General features: G+C 63.6%; 24 protein-coding genes. 9 read left to right on the top strand and 15 right to left on the bottom strand.

Annotation, left to right across the window (positions count from 1 at the left end; all coding sequences use genetic code 11):
* Positions 1 to 44: 44 nt before the first annotated feature.
* Positions 45 to 1106, bottom strand: a complete 1062-nt coding sequence (locus ASC75_RS15835) for a site-specific integrase (protein WP_055977364.1) — start codon at positions 1104 to 1106, stop codon at positions 45 to 47.
* Between the two features lie 114 nt (positions 1107 to 1220).
* Here ASC75_RS15835 and dusA point away from each other — a divergent pair, with 114 nt between their 5' ends.
* On the top strand, positions 1221 to 2216 hold the full coding sequence (gene dusA / locus ASC75_RS15830; RefSeq protein ID WP_055977360.1) for a tRNA dihydrouridine(20/20a) synthase DusA: 996 nt from the start codon (positions 1221 to 1223) through the stop codon (positions 2214 to 2216).
* A gap of 12 nt (positions 2217 to 2228) precedes the next feature.
* On the opposite strand, the gene ASC75_RS15825 is transcribed toward dusA, so the two are convergent.
* Positions 2229 to 2930 carry a TIGR02281 family clan AA aspartic protease gene (locus tag ASC75_RS15825; protein WP_055977358.1) on the bottom strand — a complete coding sequence of 234 codons (702 nt, stop codon included), beginning with the start codon at positions 2928 to 2930 and terminating at the stop codon, positions 2229 to 2231.
* Between the two features lie 16 nt (positions 2931 to 2946).
* Positions 2947 to 3177, bottom strand: a complete 231-nt coding sequence (locus tag ASC75_RS15820; protein WP_055977355.1) for a DUF1289 domain-containing protein — start codon at positions 3175 to 3177, stop codon at positions 2947 to 2949.
* A gap of 230 nt (positions 3178 to 3407) precedes the next feature.
* Here ASC75_RS15820 and ASC75_RS15815 point away from each other — a divergent pair, with 230 nt between their 5' ends.
* Positions 3408 to 4403 carry a nicotinate-nucleotide--dimethylbenzimidazole phosphoribosyltransferase gene (locus ASC75_RS15815; protein ID WP_055977351.1) on the top strand — a complete coding sequence of 332 codons (996 nt, stop codon included), beginning with the start codon at positions 3408 to 3410 and terminating at the stop codon, positions 4401 to 4403.
* On the opposite strand, the gene ASC75_RS15810 is transcribed toward ASC75_RS15815, so the two are convergent.
* Complete coding sequence (locus ASC75_RS15810; protein ID WP_055977348.1) at positions 4404 to 5921, bottom strand: HAMP domain-containing sensor histidine kinase; 1518 nt, start codon at positions 5919 to 5921, stop codon at positions 4404 to 4406. It abuts the gene before it with no gap.
* A gap of 76 nt (positions 5922 to 5997) precedes the next feature.
* Between ASC75_RS15810 and ASC75_RS15805 the strand changes: the two genes are divergently transcribed.
* The 4 genes from ASC75_RS15805 (at position 5998) to ASC75_RS15790 (ending at position 8491) form a co-directional block, all read left to right on the top strand.
* The gene (locus tag ASC75_RS15805; protein ID WP_055977343.1) at positions 5998 to 6615 is read left to right on the top strand and encodes a thermonuclease family protein; all 618 of its coding nucleotides are present in this window, start codon (positions 5998 to 6000) and stop codon (positions 6613 to 6615) included.
* 44 nt (positions 6616 to 6659) lie between these two features.
* Positions 6660 to 7271, top strand: a complete 612-nt coding sequence (locus tag ASC75_RS15800) for a glutathione S-transferase (RefSeq protein ID WP_055977340.1) — start codon at positions 6660 to 6662, stop codon at positions 7269 to 7271.
* A 2-nt stretch (positions 7272 to 7273) separates the two neighbouring features.
* Entirely contained in the window at positions 7274 to 7900 is a 627-nt protein-coding gene (locus ASC75_RS15795) for a uracil-DNA glycosylase family protein (protein ID WP_082496617.1), read from the top strand.
* Between the two features lie 99 nt (positions 7901 to 7999).
* Positions 8000 to 8491: an Lrp/AsnC family transcriptional regulator gene (locus ASC75_RS15790; RefSeq protein ID WP_055977336.1), complete on the top strand. Its 492-nt coding sequence runs from the start codon at positions 8000 to 8002 to the stop codon at positions 8489 to 8491.
* Here ASC75_RS15790 and ASC75_RS15785 read toward each other — a convergent pair whose 3' ends face one another.
* The 10 genes from ASC75_RS15785 to moaA all read right to left on the bottom strand — a co-directional run bounded on the left by ASC75_RS15785 (position 8492) and on the right by moaA (position 16453).
* A complete protein-coding gene (locus ASC75_RS15785; protein ID WP_055977333.1) occupies positions 8492 to 9193 on the bottom strand; it encodes a DNA alkylation repair protein in 702 nt (233 codons plus the stop codon).
* 9 nt (positions 9194 to 9202) lie between these two features.
* Positions 9203 to 10072 carry an NAD(P)-dependent oxidoreductase gene (locus ASC75_RS15780; RefSeq protein ID WP_055977330.1) on the bottom strand — a complete coding sequence of 290 codons (870 nt, stop codon included), beginning with the start codon at positions 10070 to 10072 and terminating at the stop codon, positions 9203 to 9205.
* Positions 10073 to 10169: 97 nt separating this feature from the next.
* A complete protein-coding gene (locus ASC75_RS15775; RefSeq protein ID WP_055977326.1) occupies positions 10170 to 11000 on the bottom strand; it encodes an ABC transporter permease in 831 nt (276 codons plus the stop codon).
* Positions 10997 to 11710, bottom strand: a complete 714-nt coding sequence (locus ASC75_RS15770; RefSeq protein ID WP_055977323.1) for an ABC transporter permease — start codon at positions 11708 to 11710, stop codon at positions 10997 to 10999. The genes ASC75_RS15775 and ASC75_RS15770 overlap by 4 nt, the downstream gene beginning before the upstream one ends.
* A 133-nt stretch (positions 11711 to 11843) precedes the next feature.
* Positions 11844 to 12623 (bottom strand): ABC transporter substrate-binding protein, encoded by a 780-nt coding sequence (locus ASC75_RS15765; protein ID WP_055977320.1) that lies wholly within the window; start codon positions 12621 to 12623, stop codon positions 11844 to 11846.
* A 161-nt stretch (positions 12624 to 12784) separates the two neighbouring features.
* Positions 12785 to 13297, bottom strand: coding sequence for a molybdopterin-guanine dinucleotide biosynthesis protein B (gene mobB, locus ASC75_RS15760; protein WP_055977317.1), 513 nt, complete (start codon positions 13295 to 13297; stop codon positions 12785 to 12787).
* Entirely contained in the window at positions 13297 to 13914 is a 618-nt protein-coding gene (gene mobA / locus ASC75_RS15755) for a molybdenum cofactor guanylyltransferase MobA (protein ID WP_055977314.1), read from the bottom strand. Before mobA ends, mobB begins: the two co-directional genes overlap by 1 nt.
* A gap of 4 nt (positions 13915 to 13918) precedes the next feature.
* A complete protein-coding gene (locus tag ASC75_RS15750) occupies positions 13919 to 14839 on the bottom strand; it encodes a DMT family transporter (protein ID WP_055977311.1) in 921 nt (306 codons plus the stop codon).
* Positions 14840 to 14930: 91 nt separating this feature from the next.
* Positions 14931 to 15401 (bottom strand): hypothetical protein, encoded by a 471-nt coding sequence (locus ASC75_RS15745; RefSeq protein WP_055977308.1) that lies wholly within the window; start codon positions 15399 to 15401, stop codon positions 14931 to 14933.
* Between the two features lie 56 nt (positions 15402 to 15457).
* Complete coding sequence (moaA, locus tag ASC75_RS15740; RefSeq protein WP_055977726.1) at positions 15458 to 16453, bottom strand: GTP 3',8-cyclase MoaA; 996 nt, start codon at positions 16451 to 16453, stop codon at positions 15458 to 15460.
* A gap of 192 nt (positions 16454 to 16645) precedes the next feature.
* Here moaA and ASC75_RS15735 point away from each other — a divergent pair, with 192 nt between their 5' ends.
* The 3 genes from ASC75_RS15735 (at position 16646) to ASC75_RS15725 (ending at position 18674) form a co-directional block, all read left to right on the top strand.
* Positions 16646 to 17005: a DUF971 domain-containing protein gene (locus tag ASC75_RS15735; RefSeq protein WP_184117337.1), complete on the top strand. Its 360-nt coding sequence runs from the start codon at positions 16646 to 16648 to the stop codon at positions 17003 to 17005.
* A 59-nt stretch (positions 17006 to 17064) separates the two neighbouring features.
* Positions 17065 to 17676, top strand: coding sequence for a pyridoxamine 5'-phosphate oxidase family protein (locus ASC75_RS15730; RefSeq protein WP_055977723.1), 612 nt, complete (start codon positions 17065 to 17067; stop codon positions 17674 to 17676).
* Positions 17677 to 17789: 113 nt separating this feature from the next.
* Complete coding sequence (locus ASC75_RS15725; RefSeq protein WP_055977302.1) at positions 17790 to 18674, top strand: protein-methionine-sulfoxide reductase heme-binding subunit MsrQ; 885 nt, start codon at positions 17790 to 17792, stop codon at positions 18672 to 18674.
* A 5-nt stretch (positions 18675 to 18679) separates the two neighbouring features.
* Here the strand turns inward: ASC75_RS15725 and ASC75_RS15720 are convergent, their stop codons facing one another.
* A complete protein-coding gene (locus tag ASC75_RS15720; protein WP_055977299.1) occupies positions 18680 to 19129 on the bottom strand; it encodes a MarR family transcriptional regulator in 450 nt (149 codons plus the stop codon).
* Between the last annotated feature and the right edge of the window lie 32 nt (positions 19130 to 19161).

The raw sequence follows: 19161 nt of genomic DNA, 5'->3' as shown, positions 1-19161 counted from the left end.
ATGGGCGAAACTACCGCACTCCCGCGCCTGAACGAATCCCAAACTCATGCGGCGCGGGCTGCAAGTAGAGCGTGGAGGGCTTCTGGCTTTAGGTGCGTATACCGCTTCAGCATCTTCCAGTCCTTGTGCCCGGTAACAAGTGCAACTTGCTCGATTGTGAATCCGGCCTCGAAAAGTCGGCTTGTGCCTTCGTGTCGCAAGTCGTGGAAGTGAAGGTCGTGGATACTCAGGTCGGCGCATCCGCGACGAAAAGCTGTGCCGACTGATCTGCCATTGAATGGGAAAATTCGATCATCGTCGTTGCTTCGCTTGGCGCGCTGCTCCTCAACAATGGTCCACGCGTCGTAACCGGTCGCCGCGAACAGCGGTATGCGCTGATTATTGCCGTTCTTGTTTCGGGGATCTTTCCGGTCACGGATGAGAAGCATCCGCGTACGAGTTTCCAAATCGGACCAACGTGCCGTGCAGATTTCCTCCTGGCGCATCGCGGTTGCGACGGCAAAACGTATGATTTGGCTAACCGGTGCTAGCTGACGAGGATTTGCATCGAAGTGAGCGATCAGTCTGTCTAGTTCATCCTGGGTCGGCCGCCTGTCGCGCTGATGGCCCTTCCCAACGAGACCAAGCCTCTTTAGGGCGATGCGCGCGAGATCGACCGGTTCGACCTTGACGGGCAGGCCGTGAACGGCAGCGGCATGAGCCAGAATGAGTTTCACAAAACCGATGTCGATACCGAGAGTCATCGGTCCGGCACCTTGAGCTGCTCGATCACGACCAAAGCGAATGAGCCGTTCGCGATCAAGGGCCACGATGTTGCACTTCCCCAGATGTCTTTGGAGCATATCAAGGGCTGCGGCCTTGGAGCGGCGAGGGGACTTGCCTACATCGCACATGTCGTCGATATGGAGGTCGATGAGTTCGCCGAAAGTTTTTAGGCGCGCTATACGGGACTTGGTCGGCGTTTCACCGCGATCGACTTGGCGCTCGGTTTCGGTTGCCCAGCGCCTAGCGTCGTCTCGGCGCAAGAAGGTTTCGCTGACGTAGCGACCTTTGCGACGCACTTGGACACGCCAGGAACCGGACGAGAGTTTTGTGTAGGTGGCCATTTTTCGTGTGCGCTCCGTGTGCAATGAAAGATCGAAACGTGGCGAAGAGGGGCGTATTCTGGCGTAAATTCGTGTGCACTCGGTAGGTTCTAACGATTTGATGTTAAAGAAAAAATGCTGAAAAATCAAGATCATAGACTGGCCGTGGCGCCCATGATGGACTGGACCGATCGCTGCTGCCGCTATTTTCACCGGCAGATGACCCGCGATTCCCTGCTGTACACCGAAATGGTGGTCGCTGACGCCGTGATCCACGGCGCGCGCGAACGGCTTTTGGGTTTCGACGACTGCGAGCATCCCGTGGCGCTGCAACTCGGCGGTTCCGATCCGGCGAAGTTGGCCGAAGCGGCGCGCATCGGCGAAGACTTCGGCTATGACGAGATCAACCTCAATGTCGGCTGCCCGTCCGACCGGGTGCAGTCAGGTACCTTTGGCGCCTGCCTGATGAAAACGCCGGGGCTGGTAGCCGAAGGTGTTGCGGCCATGAAGGGCGCGGTGAAAATCCCGGTGACGGTGAAGTGCCGCATCGGCGTTGACGACCAGGACCCCGAACCGGCCCTGGACACGCTCGCCGACGATGTCTTCGCGGCCGGTGCGGATGCGCTCTGGGTGCATGCGCGCAAGGCGTGGCTCGAAGGCCTCAGCCCCAAGGAAAACCGCGATATCCCGCCGCTGAACTATGGCCGCGTCTATCGGCTTAAGGCCAGAATGCCCCACCGGTTCATAGGCATAAACGGTGGTATTCAGACGCTCGATGAAGCCCGGGCACATCTTGGCCATGTCGACGGCGTCATGCTTGGCCGCGCCGCCTACCACACGCCGAGCATCCTTTCCGGTGTCGATGCGATGCTGCGCGGCGAGGCATCCGAAAATCTTGATTTCGCTGGCCTTGTCGACACGATGTCCGACTATGCCGCTCGCCACATCGCTGCCGGCGGCAGGCTCGGGCATGTCACGCGGCATATGGTCGGATTGTTCCACGGCCTTGCCGGCGCCCGGCGCTTCCGCCAGATCCTCTCGACGGACGCGACCAGGCCGGGTGCCGGTGCCGAGGTGTTGCGACAGGCGTTTGCGGCGGTCGAGCTCAACCGGGCAAGCGAAGCGGCGTAGCGCATCAAAGGCTCAGTCGCGGAGGATCATCCGGTCGCCGCGCACGTCGAAACCCGACAGCGAGCCGATGAAATTCATGCCCAGCAAGCTCTGCTCGAGGCCCTGGTCGGCGACGAGCATGGGCAGGTTCTTGCGCTCGATGGTGCCGAGTTGGACGCTGCCGGCGGTAATGCGGGCCGCATGGGCAATGCCGTTGGCGGTCGACACGGGAACCGAGAAATTCAGGCTCTCGGGATCGAAACCCGCGCGGCGGGCATCGGCCACGGTCAGCACGGTGCTTGTGGCGCCGGTGTCGACCATCGCCTGGATGGTCGCGCCATTGATCTGCAGGCGTGCGCCGAAATGCCCGTTCGGCAGCTTGTCGAGCGTTACGGTGGCGCGGCCGTCGCCGTCCAGCGCCGATATCGGACTGCCCGGCACCAGGCCTGCGGTCACGCGGCTGGCGATATCCTGCAATTCGTAGCGATACTGATAGCCGGCGACCAGCACGAGCACGATCAGTACCCACATCGCCAGGCTTCTCAGCGTGTCGCCCAGCCGAGTTCCCCGAGCCAGGACGCCGGCCCCGATGACCATGACGAGCACGCCGAGATAGATCAACTGGCCGAAGCTGTCATTGTCGAGGCCAAGGGTCTGGCCGGATGTGTCGTTGAACAGCAAGAGCAGCAGTCCACCGCCGAGCACCGCTATGGCAATCCAGTAAAGCCGGCTCATCTCTTTGTGCAGATCCTCAGACGGCGCCGCGTTCGCGGGCCATGCGCGTGCGACGGGTTTCGCGGCGCGGCTTGCGCTCTACGGTTTCGAGTCGCGCCGGAAGCGCGGCCATCACGGCGCGGCGCGTTTCCGGCGTCATTGTGAGCCAGGCGCCGATCTCTTCACGCGTGCGGCCGCAACCGAAGCAATAGCCGGTGACCATGTCGATGGAGCAGACGAGGATGCAGGGCGATTCGATGGCCGTCATCGTGGAATCCGGTGGCGCTGGTGCAGATTATGCAGGGTGCCGCACGCCGCCGCAACATGCAGGCTGCCGCTCCCACATGGTGCAACCGGTAAGGGAATGCAAGTCCGACGGCCGGTGTCGTGCCGCATAGTTTCCACGGCGCAGGCGACCGGACGCCATGCCGCGATTGTTTTCGTTCCGCGAGGGGGCTATTGCGCAGGCGACCATTTTGAACGGCAGGCCCCGCGATCATGACCAGCGCTTCTCCTTTTGACGATTTCCGCAACCTGTTTGCCCACCTGCCTGAAGGCGACGTGGCTCAAGCCGGCAAAGTGTGGTCGCTGTTTGCCAAGGCCGACAAGCCGAAGGGGTCGCTCGGCCGTATCGAAGACATCGCTGCCTGGCTGGCACGCTGGACCGGTCGCGCGCCGCCCACAGTGCTCAAGCCGCTTGTCGCCATCTTTGCCGGCAACCATGGCGTGGTTGCCCAGGGCGTTTCGCCACGGCCCATGGAAGCGACGGCCCAACGCGTCGAACTGTGCGCTGCCGGCGGGGCGGCGATCAACCAGATCTGCGTCGCCCACGATCTCGGGCTCAAGGTGTTCGATCTGGCGCTGCACCTGCCTACGGCAGACATCACCGTGGAACCGGCGCTCGATGAACGCGGTTGTGCCGCCACGATGGCGTTCGGCATGGAAGCGATCGCCGGCGGCACCGACCTGTTCTGCATCGGCGACCTCGGCGTCGCCAACACGACGATTGCGGCGGCACTTTCCGCGGCGCTGTTCGGTGGCAAGGGGGCGGACTGGGTTGGGCCCGGCTCCGGGGCCGATGCCGCGATGCAGGCACGCAAGGCCGAGGTCGTCGACCGCGCGCTGGCGCTGCATGGCGATCATCTCCACGATCCGTTCGAGGTGCTGCGCCGCCTCGGCGGGCGCGAATTCGCGGCGATCGCCGGTGCCATCCTTGCCGCGCGCATGGAAAAGATCCCGGTGCTGCTCGATGGATTTGCGACGTCGGCCGCTGCCGCCGTGCTCTACTCGGCCAATCCTGCCGCGCTCGACCATTGCATGTTTTCGCATGTGTCGACCGAGCCGGGCCATGCGCGGCTGCTGGCGAAGCTCGGTGCCCGGCCCTTGCTGGGCCTCGGCATCGACCATGGCGAAGCGGTTGGGGCGGGCCTTGCCGCCGGCCTGGTCAAGACGGCGGCACAGATCAGCTCCGGAATGGCCGCGGCCGTCAAATAGCTAGCGGCTGCCCGTCGCGCTGCGCGGCTGCATGTTGGGCAACCCGTCGATCACCCGCGCAGCCGGGAAGATGGCGATCGCTTCGGTGCCCTCGCGCAGCTTCGACCGAAGGTCGAACTCGCCGCCATGCAGCGCGAGCAGGCCCTGCACGATGGGCAGGCCGAGGCCGGTGCCCTGTTCCGCGCTCTTGATGGCGATCGAGCCCTGGCCGAATGCCGACAGCACGACCGGGATCTCCTCGGCGGGGATGCCCGGTCCGTTGTCCTTGACCGAGATGTACTGGCCGCCGCCGGCTGTCCAGCCCACCCGCACGCGGATGTCGCCGCCGGTCGGGGAGAATTTGATGGCGTTGGACAGCAGGTTGAGGGTGATCTGGCGGATGGCGCGCTCGTCGCCAAGCATGCGCGGCAACGCCGGCTCGAATTGCTCGATGATCCGCAAATCCTTGTTGCGCGCCTTCAGCTCCATCATGTGACAGCAGTCCTCGACGATCGAAAGCAACTGCTGGGGTTCTTCGTTGAGCTGGTAGCGCCCGGCCTCGATGCGCGACAGGTCGAGGATCTCGTTGATGAGATCGAGCAAATGCTGACCGGAATCGTGGATGTCGCGGGAGTATTCGCGGTAGGTCGGGCTGTTGATCGGGCCCAGCACCTCGCCGGCCATGACCTCGGAGAAACCGAGGATGGCGTTGAGCGGCGTGCGCAGTTCGTGGCTCATCGTGGCGAGAAAGCGCGATTTGGCGAGGTTGGCGTCTTCGGCGCGACGGCGCGCCTCGTCGGACATGGCCTTTGCCGTTTCAAGTTCGGCGATGAGCGCGTCCATTTCAGAGCGAAACGACATCAGCATCAGCGCCGAGCGGTTCATGGTCTTGGCGACATAGGAGAAGAAGGGCAGGGCCACCACCAGCAACGCCACCAAGAGCATGCCCAGCGGCTCGGTCAACCTGGCACCAAAAGCGGCATAGGCGGCGACAGGCACGGCGAAGGTCACGGCCAGCGCGCCGCGCAGCGAGGATGCCACGATAGCGGTCGCGGCCATGGCGACGAGCAGGAAGACGCCCTTGGCGATCGCCAGCAGGTCGGGTCCGCATGCCGCGCACGTCATCGCCGCCAGATAGGCCCAGGACAGGCCGGTGACGAAGTGGCCGACGAGGAAATTGCGACGCATCGCCGACGGCGGCATGGCGGCGGCTGCCGCCTCGTCGGCGCGGCGCGCGAGGATGGCCAGGCCGACATAGGCCAGGATGGCGATCAGCGCCCAGGCCAGGATGTCGCCGTCGGCGCCAAGCATCAGTCCGATGCCGGCGAAGATGACGATCAGCAGTGGAAGCGTTGCCGAGTTGGCGACGATCGAATTGGCGTGGAGTTTCAGCAGCTCGCGGTCGAAGACCAGCCCGCCGGGCTGTTGCGACAGGCGATCGCGTGTCTTGCGCACAGCACGCGCGACATCGCTGTTGCGATGGCGTTTCCTGCGGTCCACAATGATCTTGTCCGCCGTGTTAGAGCGTTGCAACGGCATGTGATATTTCGATTTACGCGCGCGCCTCAATTACACCTGCACGCTACGTCCGAATGATTAAGGGATTGTTTGCCATATGAGCCGTTCGTGGCCGGGCAGGCCGCGGCAGCGGTATTTCAGGCGCCCGCGCAGCCGCTGGCGCAAGCTTGCCGACTATTTGCTGGCAGCAGCGGTGATGGGGTTGCTGCTCCTTGTTTCGGCGCGGCTGGACCGGTTCGAAACGCGCAGCACCCAGGGTGCGGCGGTCATCAACGATGGCGATTCGATCACGCTTGGCAGCGAGCGTATCCGCCTGCGCGGCATCGATGCGCCGGAATTCGGCCAGGTCTGCAGGACGGACGGGGCCGAGTACCCGTGCGGCAAGCGCTCGCGCGAAGCGTTGTCCAGGCTTGTCGCCGGACGCCAGGTGACCTGCATCGGCTGGGAGCGCGACAAGTACGGACGGTTGCTTGGAGAATGCAGCGTCGGCAGCACCGATCTCAATCGTGCCCAGGTGGATGGCGGATGGGCCGTCGCCTATGGCGGCTACGAGGCTGAAGAGGCGGCGGCGCGGCGCGGTCGCAGAGGGCTTTGGGCCGGCGAGTTCGATCGTCCGCGTGACTGGCGCACCATGCATGGAACGATGGCCGAGACCGAACATGGCAGCTACGGACGTATCCTCAACTGGCTGCGGGAAATCTTTCGGTTCTCGTAGCTTGGGGCTTATAGTCCGGGCAGTGCAATCACGGGGAGGAGCCGATGAAGCTGTTTGACGGAGGGCGTGCGCCGAACCCCAGGCGTGTCCGTGTGTTCCTTGCGGAGAAAGGCATCGAAGTGCCCATGGTCCGCGTCGACATGGGCGCGATGGAGCACAGGAAGGAAGACGTTTCCTCGCGCAATCCGCTACAGCGCCTGCCTGTGCTCGAACTGGACGACGGCACGATCCTTTCCGAATCGATCGCGATCTGCCGCTACTTCGAGGAACTCTCTGCCGAGCCTGCCCTTTTCGGCCGTGGCGCCGTGGGCAAGGCGCTGGTCGAGATGTGGCAGAGGCGCATCGAGCTCAACCTGTTCCTGCCGGTGGGCTTTGCGTTCCGCCACATCCATCCGGCCATGAGGGAGTGGGAGGTGCCGCAGGTGCCCGAGTGGGGCGAGGCGAACAAACCCAAGGTTCTTCAGTTCCTGGCCTTGCTCGACGGGGAACTCGCGGGCCGCGAGTTCGCAGCCGGCGACAGCTTTTCCATCGCCGACATCACCGGCCTGATTGCCATCGATTTCATGAAGCCCGCGCGGATCGTCGTTCCGGAAGAACTTTCCAACGTCTGGCGCTGGTATCGGGCACTTGCGGCGCGGCCCAGCGCCGGCGCCTGATCATGTCTCCGGAACTCGACCGCCTGGTCAGCGAGATCATGGCCTGCCGCATCTGCGTCGAGCATCCGGTGGGCAAGCCCATGCCGCATGAGCCCAGGCCTGTGGTGAGGCCGTCTGCCACGGCACGGATACTGATCGCCGGACAGGCACCCGGCACCAAGGTGCACATGAGCGGCGCGCCCTTCACCGACGCCTCCGGCGACAGGCTGCGGGACTGGCTGGGCGTCAGTTCGGAGGAGTTCTACGATCCGGCCAAGTTTGCCATCGTGCCGATGGGCTTCTGCTTTCCCGGGCAGGATGCCAAGGGCGGGGACCTGCCGCCGCGGCGGGAGTGCGCGCCGGCGTGGCGAGCCCGACTGATGGCGCTGATGCCGCAGGTCGACCTCGTTCTGGCCGTCGGTCAGTATGCGCAGCGATGGCATCTCGGGAACACGCGCGCCGGCACGCTGACTGAAACCGTGGCTGGCTGGCGCGGCATCTGGGAGCGTTCGTCATCGCCGCATCTGCTGCCCTTGCCGCATCCCTCCTGGCGGACCTTCGCCTGGGCCAAGCGGAATCCTTGGTTCGAAATGGAATTGCTGCCTTTTCTCAAGGCAGAAATCCGAAATCGTCTCGGCCCGACGAAATAGAAATCAATACCGAAGATGCCAGGTGCGCGGAGAATTCCTTTCTTGTATGATGCGGTAAATGAAAGGATTATGGCGAACCTTTTCTAACGGAGCCCGCATATGGACCGCCTCGACAGGAAAATTCTTCGCCTCCTCCAGGAGGACGCGACACTGGCCGTCGCCGACGTCGCCAAGAAAGTCGGACTGTCCACCACGCCGTGCTGGCGCCGCATCCAGAAGCTTGAGGAAGAAGGCGTCATCAAGCGCCGCGTTGCACTGCTCGACCCCGAGAAGATCAATGCGCGTGTCACCGTCTTCGTGGCGATCCGCACCAATTCGCACAGCCACGAATGGCTGCGCCGCTTCTCCGAAGTGATCCAGGAATTCCCCGAGGTGATCGAGTTCTACCGCATGAGCGGCGACGTCGATTATCTGCTGCGCGTGGTCGTGCCCGACATCGCCGCCTATGACGCCTTCTACAAGCGGCTGATCGCCAAGATCGAGATCCGCGACGTGTCGTCGTCCTTCGCCATGGAGCAGATCAAGTACACGACCGAGATGCCGCTCGATTACATGGTTCTCGACAAGGAAAGTGGCGCGTCGGCAGCCTGATCAGCGCTTCTTCGCGTTCAAGCGTTCGAGCGTCCTGGGATCGGTGAGTTCGCGCACTGCGTCGTTGCCGATCCATCTTGCCGCCTTGTCGGGTGATGCCGCCAGCTTTTCCGCCAATGCCAGTGCCGGGGCGTGGAGGGCGAGCGAACGCTTGCCGACCTGCCTGAGTGCCCAATTGACCGCTTTCTTGACGAAGTTCCTGCCGTCTCCCGCGTGCGCCTCGACCAGTCCGAGCCAGGCGACGAAGGTGTCGTCCGGTTCCTTCTTCAGGTGCATGGCTGCCGTGGCGATGGTCGAGAAGGCCGCGCGGCGAATGAATTCGCGCTCGTCGGCGGCGTAGGCCGGGATGATCTCGTGGGCCAGCCTGGCCTCGCAAATGAGGTGGGCGGCATGGTCGACGATCTCCCAGCTGTCGAACTCCGCCGCCATAGCGTCGATCTGGGGCCTCGTCACCTGCGAAGGCTCGTCGGTCAGGATCGCCAGCAGGCGCGCCTCGCGGAGGTCAGTGGTCCATAGGGCCGCCGACCTGGCATGATCGCGCTTTAGCTGTCGCGCGATCGGGTTGAGCACGGCATTCGGGATGCCGAGGGCGCGGTCGGTGGCGATGCCGAAACGCGCCATTCCGGCCCGTTTTTCCTCCGAGGCGAGCGTGAGCAGATGCGCTGCTATCTCCTCGGCGGTCGATGCCGGCGACAGCGCCATGTCGCGACGCTATTTCTCGAGGCGGGCGAGCAGCGACGAGGTATCCCAGCGCTTGCCGCCCATGGCCTGCACGTCCTTGTAGAACTGGTCGACGAGGGCGGTCACCGGCAGCCTGGCGCCGTTGCGGTCGGCCTCGTCGAGGCAGATGCCGAGGTCCTTGCGCATCCAGTCGACGGCAAAGCCGAAATCGTAGTTGCCGGCATTCATGGTCTTGTGGCGGTTCTCCATCTGCCAGGAGCCGGCGGCCCCCTTGGAGATGACGTCGACGACCTTCTCGATGTCGAGACCGGCCTTCTTGCCGAAATGGATGCCTTCGGCGAGTCCCTGGACGAGGCCCGCGATGCAGATTTGGTTGATCATCTTGGTCAACTGACCGGCACCCGCCGGCCCCATCAGGCCGACCATGCGGGCAAAGGAATCGATGATCGGCCTGGCGCGGTCGAATGCGTCCTGTTCGCCGCCGACCATGACGGTGAGCACTCCGTTCTCGGCTCCCGCCTGGCCGCCGGATACCGGCGCGTCGAGGAAATGGAAGCCGCCGGCCCGGGCTGCGGCGTCGAGTTCGCGGGCGACTTCGGCCGAGGCCGTGGTGTTGTCGATGAATACGGCGCCCTTGTTCATCGACTGGAACGCACCGTGGGCACCGATTGTGACTTCGCGCAGGTCGTCATCATTGCCGACGCAGGCGAAGACGAAATCCTTGCCGCGGGCCGCTTCCGCCGGCGTCGGCGCAAACGCACCGCCATGCTGGTCGGCCCATTTCTGGGCCTTTGCCGCCGTGCGGTTGTAGACGGTCACGTCGTGCCCGCCCTTGTTCTTGAGATGGCCCGCCATGGGATAGCCCATGACTCCAAGACCAAGGAACGCGACCGATGCCATGGCTCACCCTTTCGACGTGCAAATGTTCTGGTGCCCGTGGTCTATGCCATCGGACGAATTCGTCAAGACGATCCTGGTTGGGCCAGCGGCCGTAAGGTCAGCGATGCAGGTGGCGCGTGATGCGCCGTTCGATCCAGTCGACAAGGTGGCGCAAGGTCTCGACCAGCGACAGGTAGAGCAGGGCCGCCCAAAGGTAGGTCTGGAAATCGAAAGTGCGCGAGAATGCCCGGCGGGTTTCGCCCATCAGGTCGTAGACGGTGATGATGGCGACGATGGCCGAGCCCTTGATCATCAGGATGACCTCGTTGCCGTAAGGCCGCAGGGCGACGATCAGCGCTTGCGGCAGCACGATCTTGTAGAGCGTCTGCAGCTTCGACAGACCAAGGGCGGAAGCCGCCTCCCACTGGCCTTTTCCGACGCTTTCGATGGCGCCGCGCAGGATCTCGGCCTGATAGGCCGCGGTATTGAGCGCGAAGGCGAAGACAGCACAATACCAGGCCTCGCGGAAGAAGCTCCACAAGCCGATCGCCTCGAGCTGGGGCCTGAAGGATCCGAAGCCGTAATAGATCAGGAAGGTCTGGGCGAGCAGCGGCGTGCCGCGGAAGAAATAGACGTAGCCGTAGGAAATTGCGTTCAGCACCCGGTTCTTCGACATGCGGGCGTAGCAGATCGGCAGCGACAGGATGGCGCCCAACACGATCGACACCGCGACGAGCGTCAGCGTGACGCGCAGGCCGGAGAGATAAGACGGCGCGTATTTGGCGAAGAGTTCGGGGTTCCAGGCGCGGAACAGATAGACGACAAGGCTGAGGGCGAGGGCGGACCAAAGCCCGACCAGGGCCCAGCCCATGATGCGCTCGTGGGACCAGCCGCGTGGCGGTGCCGGTGGGCGCTGGACCTTGACGGCCGTATCGCTGGACGCGCTCATCGCTGCGCCTCCCGCTTGCCGACCCAGCGTTCGATGGCGCCGATGCCGAAGGACGAGATGATGGCGAGTGCCAGGTAGATGAGGCAGGCGACGCCGAAAAACATGAATGCGTGCTTGGTGACGCGGGCGGCGATGCTGCTCTGGCGCACGATGTCGGTCAGGCCGATGGCCGAGACGAGTGCGGTGTCCTTGAGCAGGATGAGCCAGAGATTGGACAGGCCGGGAAGGGCGATGCGGACCAGTTGCGGCAGGATCACCAGCCGCATGGTCTGGCGCGACGACAGCCCGACGGAATAGCCGCCTTCATACTGGCCCCTGGGTATGGCGCGGAAGGCGGAAAGGAAAACCTCGCTGGCGTAGGAGGAGAACACCACGCCGAGCGCGATCATTCCGGCGACGAAGCTGTTGATCTCGACGACCGCTTCGGGCCGCACCAGCCGCACCAGCTGCTGGACGCCGATCTGCGCGCCGTAGAACACCAGGAACAGCGTCAGCAGTTCCGGAAGGCCGCGAAAGATGGTTGTGTAGATGTTGCCGGCGAGCCTCATGGACGCTTCGCCGGATTGCTTGGCGAGCGCCACCAGGAAACCGATTAGAAGCCCGAGCGGCAATGTGACCAGCGCGAGCGAAACGGTGACGAGCACGCCATAGGCAAGATCGTCGCCCCACCCGTCGGGTCCGAAACTCAGAAGCGCCCAGACGCTTTGCATCGGTCGGCTGTCCCCTTTGGCCTCCGGTGGCCGGAGTGCCGCCGCCTTTGATGACGGCTTGTTGTTATGTCCATGTTAGCCAAACGGCGGGAACTTGTCCCGCCGCCTGATCCGTTTTCAAGCCAATGGCGGCTCAATCGCCATAAACGTCGAACTTGAAGTACTTGTCGTTGATTTCCTTGTACTTTCCGTTAGCGCGAATAGCCGCGATCGCTGCGGTGAACTGATCGGCCAAAGCGGTGTCGCCCTTGCGGACGCCGACGCCGGCGCCATCGCCGTGGATTTCGGGCATGTTCGGAATCGTGCCGACGATCTTGCAGCAGGCGCCATCAGCCGTTTCCAGCCAATTGCCCATGGTCACGGCGTCGTCGCTGACCGCATCGAGACGGCCATTGGCCATGTCGAGCTTGTATTCTTCGGCGGTCGGGTACGACTTGATCTCGCTGTCGGTGAAGACCTTCTCAGCGTAGTTGTAGTGAATGGTCGATCCCTGGACGCCGATCGTCTTGCCGGCGAGGTCTTCCTTGGTCACGCCCTTGATGTCGCTGTCCTTGGCGGCGGCGATCACGGCCGGCGTGTTGATGTACTTCTTGGAGAAGTCGATTTTCTCCTTGCGTTCCGGGGTGATCGACATCTGGGCGATGATGGCGTCGAACTTGCCGGCCTGCAGGGCGGGGATCATGCCGTCCCATTCCTGGGCGACGATCTCGCACTTCGCCTTCATCTCTTCGCAGAGCGCATTGGCGATGTCGACGTCGAAGCCGACGAGCTTACCGTCGGACGTCAGGCTGTTGTAGGGAGGGTATGCGCCTTCGGTGGCGATCTTGATCGATTTCTCCTGCGCCTGGGCCATGCCGATGGTCAGGGCAAGTGCAGCCGACGCTGCCAGGGCGATACGCATGGAAATACCCATAGTGTTCCTCTCTTTTTTTCGCTTTCGGCCGGTTCCGTCCCTCGGCCGTTGAGCGGAGAATTTCCGCCGATGGGGCGGATACTCCCACTCTTTTCAGTTGAAAATCAATGGCAAAAAGGGTTGTTGCAGCGCCTGTTGTGAACATCTCCGGTGACGCTGCGTCAGCGTTTGCCGAGGCCCGATCTTGCTTCGACGAAGTCGGCGATCGACTTGATGTCGTCGATGCCGAACACCGGCACCTGCTCGCCCTCGACGGGATGATCCGAAGCTATGGCGACGATTGCGGGGTCCTCGGCGGTCAGCGGCGAACGGTCTTTCGCCTCCAGCCGCCGCGCTTCGATCTTGAGATGGTTTTCGCGCTTGTAGCCCTCGATCAACACCAGGTCGCATGGGCCGAGCCTTGCCAATACCTCGTCCAGCGTCGGCTCGTCCTCGCCGCGCAGCTCGTGCATCAGCGCCCAGCGCCGGCCCGAAACGATGGCGACTTCCGTCGCGCCGGCCTCGCGGTGGCGGAAGCTGTCGGCGCCGGGCTTGTCGATGTCGAAGTCATGGTGCGCGTGCTTGATGGTCGACACCTTCCAGCCGCGCCCGGCCAGTTCGCTGACCAGACGCTCGGTCAGCGTCGTCTTGCCGGAGTTCTTCCAGCCGGTGATGCCGAATACGCGATGCGCCATCAGTTGGCTCCGTCCAGAATCCGTTCGGCCTCTGCGAGGTCCCCGGGCGTATTGATGTTGAAGAATGGGTCGACGGTTCCCGCCCCGAACTGCACGGTGGGAAAGTCCACCACGTCCAGGCCCGCCTGTTCGATGAACGTCATCACCCGGCGGGTATCGCCACTTTCAAGAAACGCCGCAAGGCCATCGCGCAGCGACAGCGGCCACAGCGCGAAAGTGGGGTGCATGCGCCCGTTCGAAGCGGCAAAGGCGCCGTGGTCTCCTCTGGATGCCAGTTGGACGGCAAGGTCGGCCGGAAAGAACGGTGTGTCGCCGGCGACGCTGAGGAGGTGGCTGACGCCGGGTTTTTGTGCCGCCCATTCCAGCCCGGCGAGAATTCCCGCCAGCGGGCCCTGGTGGCCGGCGATCGTGTCGGCGACGATGTCGGCGCCGAAATTGGCAAAGAGCGCGGCGTCGGCGTTCGTGTTGATGGCGATCGGAGCGGCCTGGGGCTGAAGACGATCGAGCACACGGACCACCATAGGGCGCCCGCCGAGCGGCAACAGCGTCTTGTCGGTGCCGCCCATCCGGCTCGAACGGCCGCCGGCGAGGATGAGGCCTGCGATCTGCCCTGCCATGCTCTCAGATCCCGTCGGGCGCCATCGAGGCGCTGGTGCTCTCGGCCGCCGGCCGGGCCTTGCCGACGATGCGCTCGCGGTAAAGCGAATAGAGGCCCGATGCGACGATGACCGCGGCCCCGGCTATCATGGCAAGGTCGGGGATGTCGCGGAAGACGACGACGCTGAGCGTGATCGCCCAAATCAGCGCCGTGTAGCGGAAGGGTGCGATGAAGGAGATTTCGCCTTCGCGCATGGCCATGATGACGAACTGGTAGCCGAACAGGACCAGGACTGCGGCGCCGGCGAGGTAGAGGACGAGCTCGGACGTCATCGGCACCCAGCCGCCGAAAGGCACGATCGTCAGCGCTCCCGTGACGGTAATGACGATGGTGGTGACCGTGGAGACGAACAGGGACGGGACGTGATCGGGGATCTTGCGCGTCGCCAGGTCGCGCACGGCGCAGAAGGCGACCGAAAGCAGAGCCAGCAGGGAAAAGGCGTTGAAGCCGTCGAAGCCCGGTCGCACGATGATCAGCACGCCGCTGAAACCGGCGACGATGGCGAGCCAGCGGCGCCAGCCCACGCCTTCGCCGAGGAACAGCGCCGCACCCATGGTGACCGCCAGCGGCAGCGCCTGCAGCACGGCCGAGATGTTTGCCAGCGGCAGATGCGGCAGGGTGGCGAGAAAACACACGGTTGCGCCAACCTCGCCGACAAGGCGCAGGAACACCATCGGATGCCAGAACTGGCCCGCGCCCTTCAGCGCGCCCTGCTGCCAGGCCAGCAGGCTGATCAGCGTGGTGGCGAACAGCCCGCGCACTAGCATGAGCTGGCCCGGATTGATGGTCTGGGCGGCGAGCTTGCTCAGCGTGTCGTTGAAGGTGAAGGCGGCCATTGCGACCACCATGAACATGGCGCCGCGGACATTCGAGGAAAGTGGCACTTGGGCTTTCCGTTGCTGCTGTTGCCTACGGCTTTAGCATTGGTGCGCGAAACAGCAATGGCAAACGCATGGACCAGTGGCTGCTACGTCATCACGGCCCGACGAGACTGTCGGCGATCGCGCCAACGAGCGGGTCGTATTTCGACCGCGTGGTGGCAGGGTATTTGAGCAGGAACGCATGGATGACGCCGTCGCGGCCGAACTTCAGGCGGTGATAGAAGATGTCAGGCCCGTCGTGCCCCGAGAGCACGACCCAATCCTTGCCGACCTTGCGATAGGTGATCGTCGCGCCTTCGGAGCTGAAGTCGGCCAGCTGTTCGGGTGTCTGGTCTAGGGCATTGTTGGACCCGTAGACGGCAAGGCTCGCGCCATCGGGGGCCAGGAAGGTCATGCCGTCGCCGTTGGCCGGCTCCCCGGCTCGGCTGGTGAAGACCTCGAGCGGGAACGTTACCGACGTACCGAAGCGGGCATTGGTGTAGATGAACGGCTCGGCCATCGCGGGTGCGGCCAACGACAATGCGAGCAAGATCGCGGACAGTGCCGTTGCGAGCCGGTAAGCCATGCCAACTGTATCCCTTGAGGAAACCAGTCTTGCCTATGCGGTGGATGCCGATCCGCTCAGCCGCCGGTCACGCTCATATGGCGCGAGACGGCCGGTCGGTTGGTTCGGCGATCAATGACGAAGTCGTGGCCTTTGGGCTTGCGGCCGATCGCCTCGTCGATGGCGTTCGACAGGAGCTCGTTGCCCTCGGACGCACGCAACGGCGCCCTGAGGTCGGCGTCGTCGTTCTGGCCTAGGCACATGTAGAGCGTACCGGTGCAGGTCAGCCGCACGCGGTTGCAGCTCTCGCAGAAATTATGCGTCATCGGCGTGATGAATCCGAGCCGGCCGCCGGTCTCGGCGACCTGCACATAACGCGCTGGGCCGCCGGTCTTGAACGGAATGTCGGTCAGCGTGAACTGACGCTCGAGATTGGCCCGGAGCAGTGACAGCGGCAGGTACTGGTCGGTGCGGTCGCCATCGATCTCGCCCATCGGCATGGTCTCGATGACGGTCAGGTCCATGCCGCGGCCGTTGGCCCAACGTAGCATTTCGGGGATTTCGAGGTCGTTGAAGCCCTTGAGCGCCACGGCATTGAGCTTGATGTGCAGGCCGGCAGCCTGGGCAGCGTCGATGCCTTCCATCACCTTGGCGAGGTTGCCCCATCGCGTGATGGCGTGAAACTTGTCGGCGTCGAGCGTGTCGAGCGACACATTGATGCGCTTGACGCCGCAATCGGCGAGTTCCCTGGCGAAGCGCGACAGTTGCGAGCCGTTGGTGGTCAGCGTCAGCTCTTCGAGCGCACCGCTGTCGAGGTGACGCGACAACTGGCGGACGAGGTACATGATGTTCTTGCGAACCAGCGGTTCGCCGCCGGTCAGGCGCAGCTTCTTGACGCCCTTTTGGATGAATACGGTGCAGAGCCGGTCGATTTCCTCGAGCGATAACAGGTCTTTCTTGGGCAGGAAGGCCATGTCTTCGGCCATGCAATAGGTGCAACGGAAATCGCAGCGGTCCGTAACCGACACGCGAAGGTAGCTGATCGAGCGACCGAAAGGATCGATCATGTCCATGCGCTGCGCTTCCGTTCCCATTCGAAGGCCTCTGCGCGCCCTCAATAATAGGGCTATGTCGTGAGGCGCGAGCTGTCAATCAAGATCAACATTATTGCCTCAGGGTAGAATCCGCCGCTGACGCCAGCGAGCCGCCGGTTACGGCTTTTCGTGCGCTTCGAAGCGGGGTAGGGAAGGTCAGCCAACACAGGAATTGCCATGACCGCGCCGAAGGAACTCCGGGTCGCCAAAGACCGCAAGCTGTTGACGGTGACCTTTCCCGATCACCGGCCGTTCGAACTGCCGGCCGAATTGCTGCGCGTGCTTTCGCCTTCGGCGGAAGTGCAGGGCCATTCGCCGGAGCAGCGGGTGACCGTGCCCGGCAAGAAGAACGTCGCGATCCTCAAGATCGAGCCGGTGGGCAACTACGCGGTGCGCATCACCTTCGACGATTTCCACGACACCGGCATTTTCACCTGGAACTACCTCCACACGCTCGGCCACGAGAAGGACAAGCGCTGGCAGGAATATCTCGACGAGCTTGCCCAGAAGGGCATGAGCCGCGATCGATAGGCCTGTCGTCGGCCTTTCACATGGGCTGGCTAAAGGGAGCGGAAACTGAGGGCAGGGTGATGTCGGTCATCTCGACGATTGAGCAGCTTGAAGCGTTGTACGGGCTTCCCGGCGAAACGTCGCTGGTCAAGGAACTCGACCACATCATCCCCGAATATGCCGCCTTCATCGAGGCTTCGCCTTTCGTTTCGCTGGCGACCAGCGGACCGGAGGGGCTCGATTGCTCGCCGCGCGGCGATCTTGCCGGCTTCGTGCGCATCCACGACCCATGCACGCTGATGATGCCCGATCGGCGCGGCAACAACCGTGCCGACTCGCTGAGAAACATCATCCGCGACCCCCGCATGGCATTGCTGTTTCTCGTGCCGGGCTCGGGCACCACACTGCGCGTCAACGGCCGTGCCCATGTCACCGTCGATGCCGAGCGCTGCGCGTCGTTCATCGTCGAGGGCAAGCCGGCTCGCTCGGTCACTGTCATCGAGGTCCAGTCGGTCTATTTCCAGTGCGCCCGCGCGATCGTCCGGTCCGATTTGTGGAACCCGGAACGGCACGTCGACCCGAAGACGCTGCCAACCCCCGGACAGATCCTCGCCGTCACCAGCCGGGACGGCATCGACGGCGAAACGTATGATCGCGAATGGCCGGAGCGCGCCAAGAAGTCGATGTGGTAGCCCCAGCTGGCTTGAGTTGCGGCCTTGCGGCTCAACACAACATGATCGTGCTAAGGTAACTTTTGCGGCTTTCGCCACGTATACCCGGCAAAGCTGCTGGAGCCACTTGTCGCATGAAGCCCTGGACCGACCGCGCCGGAAAACTGTCGCCGCTGAAGGCTGCCGCGTTCGTGGGAACGCTCGTGCCGGCGCTGCTTCTGGCCTACTACGCCGCGACAGGGTTCCCGTCGGCAGCGCCGACCGGGGGCCTGCTCGGCCCGCGACCGTTCACGGCGGCCATCCATCACACCGGCGACTGGGCGATCCGCTTCCTGCTGTTGTCGCTGGCGGTTACGCCGCTGCGGCGCATCGGCCAATGGCCGAAGCTCATCCTCATCCGCCGGATGCTCGGTGTCGCCGCGCTCTGCTACGCGCTTGGCCACCTCGTCCTCTACTTCTTCGACCAGAACTGGAACGTTGCGCGCGTTGTCAGCGAAATCGCGCTGCGCATCTACCTGACGATCGGCTTCGTCGCATTGCTTGGCCTCGTTGCGCTTGGTGCGACCTCCACCGATGCGGCGATCAGCAAGCTCGGGCGCAACTGGAACCGCCTGCACAAGATCGTCTACGGCATAGGCATCCTGGCGGCGCTGCATTTCTTCATGCAATCGAAGGCCGATGTCTACGAGCCGACGCTGATGGCCGGTTTCTTCATGCTGCTGATGTTCTATCGGCTGGCGCATTGGCGCGGCCTGGGCCTGACGTCGCCGTGGGTGTTGATCGCAATCGCCGTGGCCGCAGCGCTCGCGACCGTCGCCGTCGAGGCGGCCTGGTATGGGTTGGCAACAGGGGTGCCGCCCGGCCGCGTGCTTTCGGCCAACTTGCAATTTTCCTATTCGATCCGGCCGGCGTGGTGGATCCTGGCGACTGGGCTCGGCGCCGCCGTGCTCGGTTATGTCAGGTCGTTGGGCAAGGCCGATGCGCCGCGAGGCAGGCGCGTGGCCCGGGCTAGCGCCTGAACCCTCTAGTCCTTCAGGGCATCGGCGACACGCAGCATATGCGCGCCGATCAGGTCGCATTGCTCGGGCGTCGAGGCGCTCATCGCCTTTTCGATCAGCGCGCCATAAGCCTTCAGCGCCCGCATCAGCAAAGCTTCGCCGTCCGCAGTCAGCGTCAGACGCATGATGCGCCTGTCCTTGGCGTCGGCCTCACGACTGACCAGCGAGCGCTTCTCGAGCTGCGGCAGCAGCATGGTGATGTTCGAACGGCCGACCAGCAGCTTGCGCGCCAGGTCGTGCTGCGACATGCCGGGATGCCGGTAGAGATTCATCAGCACATCCAGCTGCGCCGGCTTGAGATCGTGGGGCTGCAAGGCGGTCGCCAGGGCGCGTTCCATCGAATGGCACGCCTTCGCCACCGCGACCCAGTTGCGGAACCGCGGATTTTCCCACGGCAAATCTTGTTTATTGTTCATGATTGAACTATTATGTTCATGATTGAACTTAT

This window comes from Aminobacter sp. DSM 101952 (assembly GCF_001424795.1).
GTDB lineage: Bacteria > Pseudomonadota > Alphaproteobacteria > Rhizobiales > Rhizobiaceae > Aminobacter > Aminobacter aganoensis.
The sequence above is the reverse complement of the archived record's forward strand: the minus strand, read 5'-3'. Positions and strand labels throughout refer to the sequence as shown.